Source organism: Tenacibaculum larymnensis (assembly GCF_028829235.1).
GTDB classification, from domain to species: Bacteria; Bacteroidota; Bacteroidia; order Flavobacteriales; family Flavobacteriaceae; genus Polaribacter; species Polaribacter larymnensis.
Genome location: NZ_JAIWJY010000004.1, coordinates 359,020 through 374,938 on the forward strand (window position 1 = coordinate 359,020; position 15,919 = coordinate 374,938).

The 15,919-nt window shown below is 29.6% G+C and carries 15 protein-coding genes; 13 read left to right on the top strand and 2 right to left on the bottom strand.

Features of this window, described 5'->3' with window-relative positions; translation table 11 throughout:
* The first annotated feature begins 236 nt into the window (after positions 1-236).
* The 7 genes from LCI24_RS08605 (at position 237) to LCI24_RS08635 (ending at position 6,926) form a co-directional block, all read left to right on the top strand.
* Positions 237-1,145, top strand: a complete 909-nt coding sequence (locus LCI24_RS08605) for an alpha/beta hydrolase family protein (protein ID WP_274640012.1) — start codon at positions 237-239, stop codon at positions 1,143-1,145.
* Positions 1,146-1,193: 48 nt separating this feature from the next.
* Positions 1,194-1,952 (top strand): subclass B1 metallo-beta-lactamase, encoded by a 759-nt coding sequence (bla, locus tag LCI24_RS08610; protein ID WP_274640013.1) that lies wholly within the window; start codon positions 1,194-1,196, stop codon positions 1,950-1,952.
* A 192-nt stretch (positions 1,953-2,144) separates the two neighbouring features.
* Positions 2,145-3,188: a DKNYY domain-containing protein gene (locus LCI24_RS08615; protein ID WP_274640014.1), complete on the top strand. Its 1,044-nt coding sequence runs from the start codon at positions 2,145-2,147 to the stop codon at positions 3,186-3,188.
* A 202-nt stretch (positions 3,189-3,390) separates the two neighbouring features.
* Positions 3,391-4,128, top strand: a complete 738-nt coding sequence (locus LCI24_RS08620) for a hypothetical protein (protein ID WP_274640015.1) — start codon at positions 3,391-3,393, stop codon at positions 4,126-4,128.
* Positions 4,129-4,233: 105 nt separating this feature from the next.
* Positions 4,234-4,629, top strand: coding sequence for a VOC family protein (locus LCI24_RS08625; protein ID WP_275563637.1), 396 nt, complete (start codon positions 4,234-4,236; stop codon positions 4,627-4,629).
* 155 nt (positions 4,630-4,784) lie between these two features.
* Positions 4,785-5,603 (top strand): hypothetical protein, encoded by an 819-nt coding sequence (locus LCI24_RS08630; protein WP_274640016.1) that lies wholly within the window; start codon positions 4,785-4,787, stop codon positions 5,601-5,603.
* Positions 5,604-5,642: 39 nt separating this feature from the next.
* Complete coding sequence (locus tag LCI24_RS08635; RefSeq protein WP_099214242.1) at positions 5,643-6,926, top strand: APC family permease; 1,284 nt, start codon at positions 5,643-5,645, stop codon at positions 6,924-6,926.
* 41 nt (positions 6,927-6,967) lie between these two features.
* Here the strand turns inward: LCI24_RS08635 and LCI24_RS08640 are convergent, their stop codons facing one another.
* Both LCI24_RS08640 and LCI24_RS08645 read right to left on the bottom strand, forming a co-directional pair.
* Positions 6,968-8,002: an RluA family pseudouridine synthase gene (locus LCI24_RS08640; RefSeq protein ID WP_121146982.1), complete on the bottom strand. Its 1,035-nt coding sequence runs from the start codon at positions 8,000-8,002 to the stop codon at positions 6,968-6,970.
* A 16-nt stretch (positions 8,003-8,018) separates the two neighbouring features.
* Positions 8,019-8,600, bottom strand: a complete 582-nt coding sequence (locus LCI24_RS08645) for a PASTA domain-containing protein (protein ID WP_099214240.1) — start codon at positions 8,598-8,600, stop codon at positions 8,019-8,021.
* A 154-nt stretch (positions 8,601-8,754) separates the two neighbouring features.
* Here LCI24_RS08645 and LCI24_RS08650 point away from each other — a divergent pair, with 154 nt between their 5' ends.
* The 6 genes from LCI24_RS08650 (at position 8,755) to LCI24_RS08675 (ending at position 15,901) form a co-directional block, all read left to right on the top strand.
* Positions 8,755-9,738 carry a D-alanine--D-alanine ligase gene (locus tag LCI24_RS08650; protein ID WP_274640017.1) on the top strand — a complete coding sequence of 328 codons (984 nt, stop codon included), beginning with the start codon at positions 8,755-8,757 and terminating at the stop codon, positions 9,736-9,738.
* Entirely contained in the window at positions 9,738-10,190 is a 453-nt protein-coding gene (gene coaD, locus LCI24_RS08655) for a pantetheine-phosphate adenylyltransferase (protein WP_099214238.1), read from the top strand. Before LCI24_RS08650 ends, coaD begins: the two co-directional genes overlap by 1 nt.
* Before the next feature lie 18 nt (positions 10,191-10,208).
* Positions 10,209-11,957, top strand: coding sequence for a M14 family metallopeptidase (locus LCI24_RS08660; RefSeq protein WP_274640018.1), 1,749 nt, complete (start codon positions 10,209-10,211; stop codon positions 11,955-11,957).
* A gap of 62 nt (positions 11,958-12,019) precedes the next feature.
* Positions 12,020-12,538 (top strand): RNA polymerase sigma factor, encoded by a 519-nt coding sequence (locus LCI24_RS08665; RefSeq protein ID WP_099214236.1) that lies wholly within the window; start codon positions 12,020-12,022, stop codon positions 12,536-12,538.
* A gap of 73 nt (positions 12,539-12,611) precedes the next feature.
* A complete protein-coding gene (locus LCI24_RS08670) occupies positions 12,612-13,532 on the top strand; it encodes a FecR family protein (RefSeq protein ID WP_274640019.1) in 921 nt (306 codons plus the stop codon).
* Positions 13,529-15,901 (top strand): TonB-dependent receptor plug domain-containing protein, encoded by a 2,373-nt coding sequence (locus tag LCI24_RS08675; protein ID WP_274640020.1) that lies wholly within the window; start codon positions 13,529-13,531, stop codon positions 15,899-15,901. Before LCI24_RS08670 ends, LCI24_RS08675 begins: the two co-directional genes overlap by 4 nt.
* Positions 15,902-15,919: the final 18 nt, after the last annotated feature.

The window sequence follows — 15,919 nt, forward strand, 5'->3', positions numbered from 1 at the left end:
AGCCACATTACAATGGATTCGAAATTCACCTATCACAGCTCAAAAACACCATTTTAACCGTACATTTTTGTACGGTTTTTTATTTTGTTTTATCTTGGCTAGCGCTAATAAAAAAAACAAAAATTGCTAAAAACTTCCGCTTATCATACCATAAAAGGAATATAACAGTAAATTTATTCTGTATATAAACTAGTAGTAGCAATACATTCTAAATTCAAGTAAGAAATAACCCACTTATGAAACATATCAGTCTCCTTTTACTATTTTTATGTATAACTTTAATTGGTTGTAATAAATTAGGTAAGCAAAAAAGCATCTCAGTTACTCAAGCAAAAGTCGAATCAATAGATTCAATAAAAACAAAAGATGTAACATTTGAGAGTGAAGGGGTTACTTTGGCTGGTACAATTTACACCCCAAAAAAACCTCATGCTTCTGTTGTTATAGTACACGGTTCTGATAGTGTTCCGAGAATGACCAAATTCGCTGAATTATTAGCTAAAAATAACATTTTAGTATTTACTTACGATAAACGTGGTGTTGGAGAATCAGGTGGAATTTATGCAGGACCTGAAGTAGGTACGAACAATATTAGTACAGATAATCTTGATTTATTAGCAAAAGATGCAAGTGCAGCTGTAAATTTGATTCAACAAGAAAATAAAAGTCTACCTATTGGTTTATTAGGTTTTAGCCAAGCAGGTTGGATAATTCCAATTGCTGCAAACAAAAATCCACGTGTAGAATTCATGGTATTGTTTAGTTGTCCTACTATTACAACTCTTGAACAGCTCAGGTTTCAATTTTATACTAATGGAAATTCTGACTTTTGGAAAAATCATACCGAAGAAGATGCCAAACAACACACTAAAAATGATCCTGACAGATACCAATTTAAAGCTACTGACCCTCTAGATGCTTTGAGTAATCTTTCAATTTCTGGTCTTTGGCTTTTTGGTGAAAAAGATATTCAGATACCTGCAAAATTGTGCATAGAAAACCTTAATAACTTAAAATCTCAGAACAAACCTTTCGAACATGTTCTATTCCCTGCATTAGGTCATAACACTGGATATTCAGCCTCTAAAGAACCATTTAACATAGCAATGAAATGGATAAAAAGAGAAGCTATAAAATTGCGCTAATGACAATTTGAAGAACTAAATCAAAAAAACACTAATATACATACCTAAATGAAAGCTGTAATAAAAACTTTATTTATAATCTTAATTTCATTAACAGTTACAAGCTGTGACCATAAAAAAAATGATTCTTTTAAATCTAAAGAGGTTTATAAAACTAAAAACCTGATTATCAAACAAATTTCTAAAAACTCATTTCAACATACCTCTTTTTTACAAACTGAAAGTTTCGGAAATGTTCCTTGTAACGGTTTAATTTTTAGCTATAAGAATGAAGTTATAATTTTTGATACCCCAACAGATAACTCTACCTCAGAAGAGTTAATAAAATGGGTAAATGAAACTCTTGACTCAAAAATTAACGCAATTATTCCAACTCATTTTCATGATGATTGTTTAGGTGGATTAAAGGCATTTCACCAACATCAAATTCCTTCTCATTCATATTATAAAACTATAGAGCTTGCTAAAGAAAATAATTCTGAAGCTCCACAAAACAGCTTTAAAGATTCTCTTATATTAAAAGTTGGTAATAAAGATATTATTGCAAAATATTTTGGAGAAGGACATACGAAAGATAACGTTGTTGGTTATTTCCCTTATGAAAATATTATGTTCGGAGGATGTTTAACAAAAACACTTAATGCCAGCAAAGGAAATTTAGCAGATGCCAATGTTTCAGAATGGTCTAATACTGTTGAAAAGATTAAACTAGAATACCCCAATATAAAAATTGTTGTTCCTGGACACGGAAAATATGGAGATATGAAGTTATTAGACTACACTATTAACTTATTCAAAACTGAATAAAAAAGGCATCAACCAATAATATTTTTTAACAAAACTCTAAAAGTTAAATAAAAAGATTATAGTTATTTAATGAACTTAATTACAGACCATCCTTATATATCAACAATCATAATTATACTTATTTTGAATTCTATAATTAAAAAAATTACACGAGCTAAACATTCCCCACTTGTAAAAGTATCCTTGTTTATCATGGCTATAATTAGCCAAGCCTGTAGTCCTTTTGCAGGCCCCGTTGATAAATCCATTTCAGATTCTTATTACTATTCAAAATCAAAAAGAAATATTTGTTATTCCCCTATGGGAAATTGGTTTGAACTGGGTAATACCAAAATAAATGCAGATGTTGAGAGTTTTAAAGTTTTAGGAAGAGATTTTGGGAAAGACAAAAATCATTTATTCTTTAAAACTCATATTATAGATAATGAAGTAGATACCGCTACTTTCTATGTTGATGATGACAATTACATCTGTTTTGATAAAGACAATGTATATAGAGCTTTAAATTATTTACCTCACGACTTTACTCAAACCAACCAAGAAAAAAAGCATTTATGGAAAGTTGCGAAAGCTAATCCGAAAACATTTCAAAAAATTGATAGCGACTGGTCTAAAGACGACAAACATTATTTTTATAATTACGTGCCTATTGATGTGGATTATAACTCTTTTACTATTTTAAATAAAAGCTTTACTAAAGACAAAAACCAAGTATATTCTTTAAAAAACTATGAATTACTAGCTTCTACAATAGATCCTACTACAACAAAAAAAATCAATAGTAGATATATTGCAGATAATAACAATATTTATGATTTTCAAGAATATATAAATGGTGAAAAGGTAGATTCTCTCACTTCTATACCTTACCAAAGCATTGATAATTTAACCATATTAGAAGATAAGTTTCTACTATTTGACAATAAGGTAATGTATGATGGAATTATAATTGAAAAAGCTGATGCTTCGTCTTTTCAAATCATTCAATTTCCTTATTCTAGAGACAAAAATCATGTGTTTTATCACGAAAATATTATAGAAAAAGCTGATCCAAAGACCTTTAGTATTTTTGAAACGTCTTATTACTCAAAAGATAAAAGTCACGTGTACGTATACGGTAAACTATTAAAAGGTGCTGATGTAGCTACTTTTGGACCAGTAAATAAAAAACACTCATTATTATATAAAGATAAAAATCACACCTACAGAGGTGATGAAATTGTAAGAGATAACTAAAATTCAGCTTGTTATAAAACAGCTATACAGCACATAATTAATTATTTAAAATGAAATTAATCATTTTTTTGTATTTTCATTTCCAATAAAATTACAAAACCATGAAAAGCTTATTTAACTCTACCCCCTTACAGTTTTATCTTTTTTAATATTCTTTTTATCATTTTCAGCAACTGCACAAGATACTGCTGATACAGTTATTATGATGGATGGAAAAGAAAGAAAAGGAAAAGTAACAGTCATTAATGATAGTGAAATTACATTCATTTTTACCGGTGAAACCTTAGAATATAAAATCAAACGAGCTAAAGTCAATAAAATTATTTTTGCCAGCGGACGAACTCAATTAATTTCTGAAAAAGCAACAAAACAAAATACTCAAAGTACCTCAAACCTTGTTATTAGAAAAGGTAAAATGGCTGTACTTCCTTTTAAAGTTATAACTAATATGGCTTCAGTAGATAAAGAGGCCATTGGAAGACAAATTCAGACTGATTGTACTAATACCATAAAGAAGGAGTCACCTATGATTGAAGTTATAGACCCTAGAATTGTTAACGCTACTTTAGCTAAAAACAATATTTCTGTTAATCAGTTTGAAACAATGTTACCTAATGAGTTAGCTATTACACTTGGCGTTGAGCATGTAGTTTTTGGTTCTTATGATGTTGAAAATACAGGAACTAGAACCTCAGGATCTACGGTAACTACATACAAGTCAAAAAAAGACAGAAGTAAAAGAAAAGGAACAGCTATTAGTTCTGGTAGCTCATCTACTTCAGATACATATGACTCTAAGATTACAATGGATATATATAATGATAAAGGCTCTAATATTTACTCTGTTTCTCGTAAACCATTTATGGCTGGTTTAGATAAATACCATAGTACAATTAAGTATTTAATTAAAAGAGCTCCATTTGGTAGTAAGCATAAATAAAATAATAAGCTTTACATTAAAAGCCTCATAGGTTACACTATAAATAGCTTTTTTATACAAAGTATCTAAAAAATAAGTAATTTTACTTGTATAAAAAGAGCTATAATGAAATACGGATATACTATACTTTATGTTAAAAACGTAAAAGAAACTATTGACTTTTACGAAAAAGCTTTCGGTTTTACTTCAAAATTTATCACACCTGAAAATGATTATGGAGAATTAATTTCTGGAGAAACAACTATTGCTTTTGCTTCCTATGAATTGGAAAAATCTAACTTTAAAGAAAAAACTGTAAAATCAAATACATCTAATAAACCTTTTGGAATAGAAATGGCTTTTGTATCAGAAAATATAGAAGTCGATTTTAAAAAAGCCATTGACATGGGTGCTATTGAATTTGAACCACTCAAAGAAAAACCTTGGGGACAAAAGGCAGGTTATGTAAAAGACATTAATGGTTTCTTAATAGAAATTTGTAGCCCTATCAAAAATGAGTAATGTTTTTTAAAAAATTGTTGTTGATTATTAAAGGACTACTTGTAGTTACTGGTCACCTTCTTACTATATCTTTTGTAGTTTTTTTATTTTATATTGGCTACCATTGATTAAAAGAACAAAATCACAAAAAACTTCTACATAGATAATTAAAAATAATGAAAAAAATTACGCTAGTATTACTACTATTAACAATAACATTTTCTTGTAAAACAGAAAAAGCAACTGAAATAATCGTTATAGGAACTCTACATAAACCAGAACCTAATTTTAATTCAGAAACACTCTTTAAAATATTAGAAGACGTAAAGCCTGATTTTATATTGCAAGAATTAGATTCTTCGTTTTTCACTTCTAATTTTAGATACAAAAATATTTCTAATAGTAATGAAGATATGGCATCTGAAAAATATGTTAATAAGTATCCTTCAACAAAATTAAGACCTTATGAGTTTGAAGGACGAAATGAATATAGAATAAACATAGGCTCTCGTCCTACTGATGGCTTAACCACAAAGTTATTAGACAGTTTAAACAAGGCTAATTTATTGTCTCCTACAGAGTCTGTAATTCATAATAAATATAAAGCTCTTTTAGAACCTTTAATAGTATTAGCTTCTAAATCACCTGAAAACTTTAACAATCCTACAACAGATAGTATTTGTGCCGAAAGACAATATTATCAATATAAAATGTTACCAAAAATAACCAGTGTAAGAGATGAATTTGCTACTCGTTTTCATACGAAACCAAATGGAGAAAAAATAAGTTACCGTGACGGATTTCAGTTGGCTTGTGATTTTTGGGGTTTAAGAAATCAGACAATGGCTAAAAATATAATGCGAATTTCAGAACAAAACAAAGGAAAAAGAATTGTTGTACTATGTGGATTCATGCACAGATATTACCTTTTGAGTGAATTAAAAAACCTAACCAAAGGAAAAGATATTATCTTAAAAGAGTTTTACGATTATTAAATATGATTTATTAGTAATATTAACTAACAGTCACTAACTATGTCTAAAAAAATTGGATTAAAAGAAGCTATTTCAATAGGGATTGGTGGTATGGTAGGCGGTGGTATTTTTGCCGTTTTAGGTCTAGCTGTTTTACTTGCTAAAGGAGGAACTCCAATTGCTTTTTTACTTGCAGGAATACTAGCTTTATTAACCTCATATAGCTATGTAAATCTTTCAAAAAAATATCCAGATAGAGGTGGCACTGTAAAATTTATTAATCAAGGTTTTGGAAGAACCATTTTTAGCGGAGCTATTAACAATCTTTTATGGGTAAGCTATATTGTAATGCTTTCTTTATATGCTTCTGCTTTTGGCTCTTATGCTCCTAACCTATGGGAAATAACTCAAAACAAAACAATCAACTTTCATATATATGCCAGTGCTATTATTATTATAGCTACAGCAATTAACTACTACAGTATTGCTGTAGTGGGAAAAATTGAATCATACGCAGTAGTTATTAAACTTATAATTCTTATTGGTTTTATTGCCATCGGAGCTTATGGACTAATAGGAAATCCTAATATGGCTCAACTATCTATTAGTAACTGGGAAAACCCTATCAAATTATTTGCTGGTGGTATGGTTATTTTTGTTGCCTATGAAGGCTTTGAGTTAATAGCCAATGCTGCTCCCGATATTTTAAATCCTGAAAAAAACATATCAAAAGCTTATTACTACTCTGTAATATTTGTTATTGTGTTGTACATTATCATTGCTCTTGTTACTGTAGGTTCTCTCCCATTTAATCAAATTGCCAAAGCGCAAGATTATGTACTAGCAGAAGCCGCTAAACCAATGTTAGGACAAGTAGGATTTACTATCATAACCATAGCTGCATTAATTTCTACTTTCTCTGCCATTAATGCTTCATTATATGGAGGTAGTAAAGTTAACTATGAAATTGCTGAAGATGATGAATTACCACATCATTTTCTTGCCAAATTTTGGAATCAACCTATCGGATTACTAATTACCGCTATAGCAACTCTAGTATTAGTTAACACATTAAATTTAGAAAGTATATCTACTGCTGGTAGTGTTGGCTTCATCCTTATTTTCGGAATTGTAAATTACGTAGGTTTTAAACTTTCAAAAGAAACAGGTGCTAATAAAATAATTCCTTTATTAGGATGTTTTTTATGTGTAATTGCTCTAGTTATTCTAATCAAACAACAACTTCAATCGAATCTAATTGGAGTATTTGTATCTCTTGGAATTATTACCCTATGTTTTATTATTGAGTGGATTTATAAGAAAAATGAAACAAAGGCTATATAAAATGAATTCATTTTATATAGCCTTTTCCTTTGAATAAGTTTTTATTCTTCCAATTTAGAATGCTCAGAATACGTACGCCATTTCTCTAAACAAGCGGTAATATCTTCAGGTACTTCAGAATCAAACTTTAGAAATTCCCCAGTAGTTGGATGCGTAAAACCTAACGTTTTTGCATGTAAAGCTTGTCTTGGTAATATTTTAAAACAATTATCTACAAATTGTTTGTATTTAGTAAATGTAGTTCCCTTTAAAATGGCGTTACCTCCATAACGCTCATCGTTAAAAAGTGTGTGACCAATATGCTTAAAATGAGCTCTAATTTGATGCGTTCTACCCGTTTCTAACTTACATTGCACTAATGTTACATACGTAAGTCTTTCTAACACTTTATAATGAGTTACTGCATGCTTACCATGCTCTCCATCAGGGAAAACATCCATTTGTAAGCGATTTTTAAAGCTACGTCCTATATTTCCTTCAATAGTTCCTTCATCCTCTTCTATATTCCCCCAAACTAAAGCGTAATATAAACGTTCTGTAGTACGATCAAAAAATTGCTTAGATAAATGAGCCATTGCATACTCAGTTTTTGCAACAACCAACAACCCACTAGTATCTTTATCAATTCGATGTACTAAACCAGGGCGCTCATTAGAATTCTTTGGTAAGTTTTCTATATGGTGAATCAGTCCATTTACTAACGTACCTGAATAATTTCCATGACCAGGATGTACTACCATACCTGCTGGCTTATTCACCACTATTACTTCATCATCCTCATATACTATATCAATAGGAATATCTTCTGCTACTAATAAGTTTTCGTGAGGTGGATATGTTAATACCACTCTAACAACATCCTTAGGTTTTACTTTGTAGTTTGGTTTTACAGCAACATCATTTACTAAAACATTTCCTGCTTTAGCTGCTTGCTGTATTTTATTTCGAGTAGCATTTTCAATAAAATTCATTAAAAACTTATCTACTCGTAATGGTACTTGACCATCTGTTGCTACAAACCTATGATGTTCATATAAATCATCATTCTCTATCTCTGGAGTATTATCTTCCTGCATCAATCAGTTATAAAAATTAGTATCCATTACCATCACCCAAAATCAAGTCGATGGTTGTTTGTTTTGGTAACTTAGTTCCTGGCTCTATTTTTTGTCCGTTATGTTTTAATCCACGAACCACATCTTTTCCTATATCATGAACCCAAGTAACATTCGTTCCAACTTTAAACCCTATTGAGCGTAGATGTGTTGTTGCCTGACGTCTGGTACGCCCATTTAAATTAGGAACTTCTACATCTCTATATTTAGATGGATTTAATGTTAAATATATTTTACGCTTTTCTTTTACAAAATCACCTGCTTCCGGATCTTGTTCAATAATTGATTTTTTTGGATATTCAGGATTATAGCTTGCACTATCAATTACCACAAAATCTAAATTTAATTCACTTAGTTTTTGCTCAACATCAGCTAATGACATTTTATGCAAATCAGGTACTTGTATTTTTTGATTGTGGTTTGTTGTAACTCCTAACCACCATTGTAATACAAATACAAAAACTAGTATTGAAACAACTGCTATAATTATGTTTTTTAAAAAAGATTTACTTTTTATAAATTGAAATAAACCTCCAGTTTTTTCTGTAAAATTACTCATATCATTTTTTTGTAAGATCGCACAAATTTACAGTAAAAATATTACTATTTTAAATTCGACAAGTCTTAAACGAGTTTTTTTGGTAAGTTTGTATAATCCAATGATTGGATTTTAGACAAACAATGATAAAAACAGTAATTGAAATACATTTGAAGTGAAAAAAAACATCGCTATTATTATGGGAGGTTATTCCTCAGAAGTAGGAATTTCTCTAAAAAGTGGTAATGTAGTTTACAAACATATTGATAAAGAAAAGTATAACGCTTTTAAAGTTCATATTTTAGAAAATAAATGGGTATATGTTGATGATAATAATGTAGAATATCCAATAAATAGAGAAAATTTTTCAGTTGAAGTTAAAGAGCAAAAAATCACATTCGATTGTGTTTTTAATGCTATTCACGGTACACCGGGTGAAAACGGAATTATCTTAGCCTATTTTGATCTTATTGGCATAAAACACACCTCTGCCCCATTCTATCAAATGGCCTTAACCTTTAATAAACGTGATACCTTAAGCGTGGTAAAACAATACGGAATAGCAACTGCTATTTCTATATACCTAAACAAGGGTGATGAAATAGATTGTGATGCTTTCATAAAAAAAGTGGGACTTCCTTGCTTTGTAAAACCAAATGGTGCGGGTTCTAGTTTTGGTATATCGAAAGTATATACTAAAGAAGAGTTAATTCCTGCTATAGAAAAAGCATATGAAGAAGATACTGAAATATTAATTGAAAGCTTTTTAGACGGAACTGAGGTTTCTGTTGGAGTAATTCAATATAAAGGAGTAACAAAAGTACTACCAATAACAGAAATTGTTTCAGAAAATGATTTTTTCGATTATAAAGCTAAATATGAAGGAGAGTCACAAGAAATTACTCCTGCACGTTTAACTGACTCTCAAAGAAAAAGAGTGAAAGAAGTAGCTAAGCGTGTATATGAAATTTTAAACATGCGTGGTTTTTCTCGTTCTGAATATATTTTGGTTAACGATGAGCCACATTTTATAGAAATGAATACTGTTCCTGGGTTAACTGAGGCAAGTATTTTACCACAGCAAGCCAATCATGCGGGTATTTCTTTAACGGAATTATTCGGAAATGCTATTGAAATGGCTTTAAATGACAAAATATAATGAAAAGAGCAATTTTTCCTGGATCTTTTGATCCAATAACTTTAGGACACTTAGATATTATTGAACGTGGTGTTACCCTTTTTGATGAGTTAATCATTGCAATTGGTGTAAATGCAGATAAAAAATACATGTTTTCATTAGAAGAACGCCAACGTTTTATAGAAGAGACTTTTAAACACGAGCCAAAAATAAAAGTGCTTACCTATAGTGGGCTTACCGTGAACTTTTGTAAAGAGCAAGATGCTCAATTTATTTTAAGAGGTTTACGTAATCCTGCCGATTTTGAGTTTGAAAAAGCTATTGCACATACTAATAGAAAACTTTCTGAAATAGAGACTGTATTTTTACTAACCTCCTCGGGTAAAAGTTATATTTCTTCATCAATTGTAAGAGATGTAATCAGAAATAATGGTGACTATACAGGATTAGTACCTGACGCAGTTAGAATTTAAACTTTTAAATACGTTACTTTGAAAAAACTATTTGTACTACTCCTAATAATTACTGTTGCTTGTAAACCAGAATCAACAAAAAAGAATAACGATTTCACTACACTGTTTGAAACATCTAACGGAACAGAAACTCCTAAGTATCAAGAAGTAATTTCTTTTTATGAACGTTTAGCTGAAATATACCCTGAAATTTCTTTGTTTGAAATAGGTACTACAGATATTGGAAAACCTTTACATTTAGTTGTTTTCAATGCCAATGGAAAAACCAATATTAAAGCACTCAAGAACTCTTCAAAAAATAGAGTTTTAATTAATAACGGTATTCACCCTGGAGAATCTGACGGAATTGATGCATCAATGTTACTATTAAGAAACATTGTTCAAAATGACTCTTTAAAAAGCAAATACAAAAATTCTTTGATTTGTATAATTCCTGTATATAATATTGGTGGTGCATTCAACAGAAACTCATACACAAGAGCCAATCAAAATGGACCAAAAGAATACGGTTTTAGAGGAAATGCTCGTAATTACGATTTGAATCGTGACTTTATTAAACAAGATACCAAAAACGCCGCTGCTTTTGCTGAGATTTTTCACACTGTAAACCCCGATGTTTTTATTGATAATCACGTAAGTAATGGTGCTGATTATCAGTACTCTATTACTCATTTATTCACTCAGCATAATAAATTAGGAGGAAAACTTGGTGAGTTCATTGAAACAAAAATGCGTCCTCAAATAGAACAGTCTTTAGCAAAAAAAGATATTATTATTACTCCTTATGTAAATGTTTGGGGAACAACTCCAGAAAACGGATGGTCACAGTTTTTCGATTCACCTAGATATTCTACTGGTTACACTACCCTATTCAACACGTTAGGATTAATGGTTGAAACTCATATGTTAAAACCGTACAAAATTAGAGTAGAACAAACCTATGAGCTATTATTTTCTACTTTAGATTTTTCTAAAGAAAACAGCGCCAAAATAAAAAGTTTACGAAAAAAAGCTGTTGAAGAAGTTATTAATAAAAAAACGTATCCTATTTCTTTTAAAGTCGATAAAAATTCTCCTAATGCGTTACATTTTAAAGGTTATGAAGGTTCACTTATAGACAGCAAAGTAACTAATGGAAAGCGTTTGTTTTATGATAGAACAAAACCTTATAATAAAAAGGTGTCCTATTATAACAACTTTATTTCTACCAAAGAAATTACAATTCCAAAAGCATATATTTTACAAAAAGGTTGGCATAATGTTGTAGATCGATTACAAAATAATAAAATTGATTTTACTCGTTTTCAAAAAGATACCATATTAACTGTCGAAGTTCAACACATTAAAGAATTTGAAACTCGAAAAATGGCATACGAAGGTCATTATTTACATTATAATACTGAAGTTGAAAGAACAGGAAATCAACAAATTAAATTTTCTAAAGGAGATATTTATATTCCAACAAATCAACCAGGAATACGTTATATTTTAGAAACCTTAGAGGCAGAAGCTCCTGATTCTTTTTTTAACTGGAACTTCTTTGATACTATATTACAACAAAAAGAAGGATATTCTTCTTACGTTTTTGAAGATATTGCTGAAGACTTTTTAAACAATAACCCTATAATAAAACAAGAGTTTTTAGAGAAGTTAAAATCTGAGGAAGATTTTGCTAAAAATTCACAAGCACAGTTGTATTGGGTTTACAAAAAAACTCCACATTACGAAAAAGCACACAAAAAACTACCTACTTATAAGTTATATTAATAATTTTTTAACCTCTTAATTACATTTTCATACATTTGCTGTTGATTAAGAATTTAATCTAAATGAATAAAGAACCCTTAAAGTCTGTTTGTGAGCAGAATAATTTTAAAGAAATTTTTAATCAGCACTCACAAACATTAAGAAATTATATATATTATAAGTGCGGTGATACTCAGCAAGCTGAAGACATCGTACAGGAAGCGTATATAAAATTATGGAATAATTGCTCTAAAGTTTATTTTGAAAAAGCTAAATCTTACCTGTATACAGTAGCTAATAATCATTTTTTAAATGATGTAGCTCACAAAAAGGTTGTATTAGAGCATCAAAAACAAAGTGTTTCTTCTGGTAAGACTAATGAAACACCTCAATTTCTTTTAGAAGAAGAAGAATTTCATTCAAAATTAAAAAAAGCCATTGCCGACTTACCAGAAAAGCAAAGAGAAGTTTTTTTACTTAGTCGAATAGACAAAAAAAAGTATAGTGAAATTGCTGATATAGTTGGAGTTTCTGTGAAAGCAGTAGAAAAAAGAATGAGCAAAGCTCTGCTTACTTTAAAAGAGCAAATAGGTAAAGTGTAATAAAAAACAATATTTGTAGTAGGGTAATTAGTCTTTTACTTGTTTTTAATACAAATAGCACGAATAATAGGAAATGAAAATAAATTATAAAGATGAAACTTTTTTAGCGAGATGGATAGCCAATGAGCTATCGGCTGAAGAATTGAAAGAGTTTCAACAAACCGAAGTTTATCATCAATTTAAAGCTATTGATGATGCTTCACAATTATTAAAAGCTCCTTCCTATAATAAAGAAAATGCTTTTAATAAAATTCAAACAAACTTAGAGCCAACAAAAACTAACAAAAAAGTAGTAAAGTTAATCCCTACTTGGATGTATGGTGCAGTTGCATCTATAGCTTTGTTAATTAGTTTTTTATACTTTAATAATAATACAACTGATTTTTCTACAGGTTATGGAGAACAACTAACAATTACTTTACCTGACAACTCTAAAGCTCATTTATCACCTAAATCTGAAATAACATACAAAAAACAAAATTGGAATGATAAAAGAGAATTATTATTAAAAGGTAAAGCTTATTTTGAAGTAGAAAAAGGTAAATCTTTTACTGTAAAATCAAATGAAGGAAATGTAACTGTGCTAGGAACTAAGTTTACTGTAAATACTTCTGAAAACTATTTTGAAGTTAAATGTTTCGAAGGTAAAGTAAAAGTTACTTCAAAAAATAAAGAGGAGGTTATTTTAACTAAAGGAAAAGCCTTCAGAAACTATAGTAACTCTAGTGAAAAATGGGAGTTTGTAGATACTACTCCTTCTTGGATAAAAGGTGAAAGTTCTTTTAACAACACCCCTTTACATCAAGTTATAAAAGCTTTAGAAAATCAATTCAAATTAAAATTTGACGCTTCAAGAATAGATACCTCTCAACGTTTTACAGGTACTTTTACACATGAAGATGTTAATATAGCATTGCAAACTGTTTTTGCTCCTATGAAAATTTCTTATAAATTAGCAGAAAATAGTTCAGTTGTATTGACATATAGTAAATGAAGATAAAATTAAGTATACTTTTTATATGCTTAGCGATGTCTATTTTTTCTCAAGAAAAGGTAGACATTTCTTTTATTGATACACCTTTATTGGATGTATTAAAAGAAACAGAAACCAATTTTGGCGTAAAGTTTTCTTTTAATACAGAGATAATTCGTGGAAAAAACTTTTCTTTTAAAAAGAAAAAATGTGAGCTAGTATACCTTATAGGTGAAATTGAACGTCAAACTCCTTTAATTTTTAACCAAATTAATGAACGTTATTATTACATAACTAAAAATTCTAATTTCAAACTTAATGAGTACAATCTTTTAAAAGAGATACTTGTAACAAACTATATTACCTCTGGTATTAATAAAAAGAAAAATGGAGCTATATCCATACTTCCTAAACAATTAGGTGTTCTTCCTGGTTTAACAGAACCAGATGTGTTAGAGAGTTTAAAAATTATTCCCGGTGTTCAAAGTCCTAACGAAACAGCAGCAGGTATTTATATAAGAGGTGGTACCCCTAATCAAAATTTAGTTTTGTGGGATGGTATAAAAATGTATTATTCTGGGCATTTCTTTGGAATGATTTCTGCTTTCAATCCATATACAACCAAAGAAGTTACCTTATCTAAAAGTGGTACAGGTGCCAGATATGGAAATAGAGTTTCCGGTGTTATAGATATTAAAACAACAGAAAAAATACCAGAAAAAATCACAGGGAATTTTGGTTTGAATATGACGCATGCTGATGCTCTTATTACTGTTCCTTTTTCAGAAAAAACTGCACTTTCTTTTTCAGCTCGAAGATCTTTTTCTGATGTTTTAAAGACATTTACTTTTGATAAGTTGTCTATGCGTGTTTTTCAAACATTTGATGATAATCAAGAGAACCAAATTATAGATAAAAGTATTAAGTTTGAAAGAGATAACGAATTTAAGTTTTCGGACTATACTACCAAGTTTATATACAGACCTAATGAAGATGAGTCTTTAAGCATCAGTTTCTTACACACAAGAAATCAAATGTTTAATGATTTTACAATTCCAACATACCAAGATAAATACAATGACAAATTAGATATCGATAATACTGGTATAAGCGCAAACTGGAAGAAACAATCATCTGAAAAAAAGACCCACAGTATAAAAAGTTATTTTTCTAGTTTTCACTTAGATTATGTTGGTAACTACAATTACATAGATGATTACCTTATTTTATTGTCTTCAAAAAACAACTCATTAACTGATTTTGGTATTTCATATAACATGAACTACTCTTTTAATGATAGAAAAGATTTATTTTGGGGTTATGAATTTACATCAACCAAAGCTGCTTATGAATTAAAATATTTAGCTGACGTAGAAGGTGAAAACCGATACTCTTCAATACAAAAAGATAAAGGAACAAACAACACTCATTCTATTTTTGCTGAATATTTATACGATAATGATGATTGGAATATAAACTCTGGAATTAGATTTAATTACTTTTCTAAAATTGACAAGTTTGTTTTAGAGCCTAGGTTATATTTTGAGAAAAAACTTGCTTCAAGCTTAAGTATTAAAGCTTCTTTTGAACAAAAACATCAAACATTAAGTCAAATTATAGAATTTCAAACCTCTAGTTTAGGCTTTGATTTAGAAAACCAAATATGGGCTCAAGTTAATAACGACGATATTCCTCTGCAAAAAAGTTTGCAGGTTTCTACTGGAATCCTTTTTAATAAAGATAATTGGAAAATAGATATTGAACCATATTATAAAAAAGTTAGCGGTATGACATCGCAAACAAGTGGGTATAATGATCAAACTGATGACTTTTCTAATGGTAAGGGCAAAGTATATGGTATTGACTTACTAATTAATAAAAAAATTAACAATTACAGAACTTGGGTTAATTATTCATACACTAAAAATAGATTTAAGTTCTTAGATTTAGAAAACAAGTTTTTCCCTGCTAATCACGATATTACTAACTACTTTTCATGGTCTCATGCCTACAAGTTAAATAATTACGAATTCTCTCTTGGATGGATTTATAGAACTGGTAATCCTTACACTGCTGTTAAAGAGTTTTATACTGATGACGATGGGGCTCCTTACATTAACCTAGACTCAGATAATATCAATGCTCTTAGACTACCTAATTATAGTCGAATAGATGCTTCTATGACCTATTCTTTTAACTTTTCTAAAAGATGGAAAGGTAAATTAGGGGTCTCTTTACTTAATATCTTCAATAATAAAAATATTTTAAGTAGAACCTATAACGCTATTCCTATTAGAAACTCAGATAACGAAATTGAATATAAACTAAAAGAAGTAGATAAAATGTCTTTAGGAGTAACTCCTAATTTTGTTTTCAGGATTCGTTTTTAACTAAAAAAGACTTCACAA

Coding starts and splice junctions, on each gene's coding strand:
- bla (WP_274640013.1), top strand. CDS start 1,194: ATGAAAGCTGTAATAAAAACTTTATTTATAATCTTAATTTCATTAACA.
- LCI24_RS08675 (WP_274640020.1), top strand. CDS start 13,529: ATGAAGATAAAATTAAGTATACTTTTTATATGCTTAGCGATGTCTATT.
- LCI24_RS08620 (WP_274640015.1), top strand. CDS start 3,391: ATGATGGATGGAAAAGAAAGAAAAGGAAAAGTAACAGTCATTAATGAT.
- LCI24_RS08615 (WP_274640014.1), top strand. CDS start 2,145: ATGGCTATAATTAGCCAAGCCTGTAGTCCTTTTGCAGGCCCCGTTGAT.
- LCI24_RS08645 (WP_099214240.1), bottom strand. CDS start 8,600: ATGAGTAATTTTACAGAAAAAACTGGAGGTTTATTTCAATTTATAAAA.
- LCI24_RS08640 (WP_121146982.1), bottom strand. CDS start 8,002: ATGCAGGAAGATAATACTCCAGAGATAGAGAATGATGATTTATATGAA.
- LCI24_RS08625 (WP_275563637.1), top strand. CDS start 4,234: ATGAAATACGGATATACTATACTTTATGTTAAAAACGTAAAAGAAACT.
- LCI24_RS08630 (WP_274640016.1), top strand. CDS start 4,785: ATGAAAAAAATTACGCTAGTATTACTACTATTAACAATAACATTTTCT.
- LCI24_RS08635 (WP_099214242.1), top strand. CDS start 5,643: ATGTCTAAAAAAATTGGATTAAAAGAAGCTATTTCAATAGGGATTGGT.
- LCI24_RS08670 (WP_274640019.1), top strand. CDS start 12,612: ATGAAAATAAATTATAAAGATGAAACTTTTTTAGCGAGATGGATAGCC.
- LCI24_RS08665 (WP_099214236.1), top strand. CDS start 12,020: ATGAATAAAGAACCCTTAAAGTCTGTTTGTGAGCAGAATAATTTTAAA.
- coaD (WP_099214238.1), top strand. CDS start 9,738: ATGAAAAGAGCAATTTTTCCTGGATCTTTTGATCCAATAACTTTAGGA.
- LCI24_RS08605 (WP_274640012.1), top strand. CDS start 237: ATGAAACATATCAGTCTCCTTTTACTATTTTTATGTATAACTTTAATT.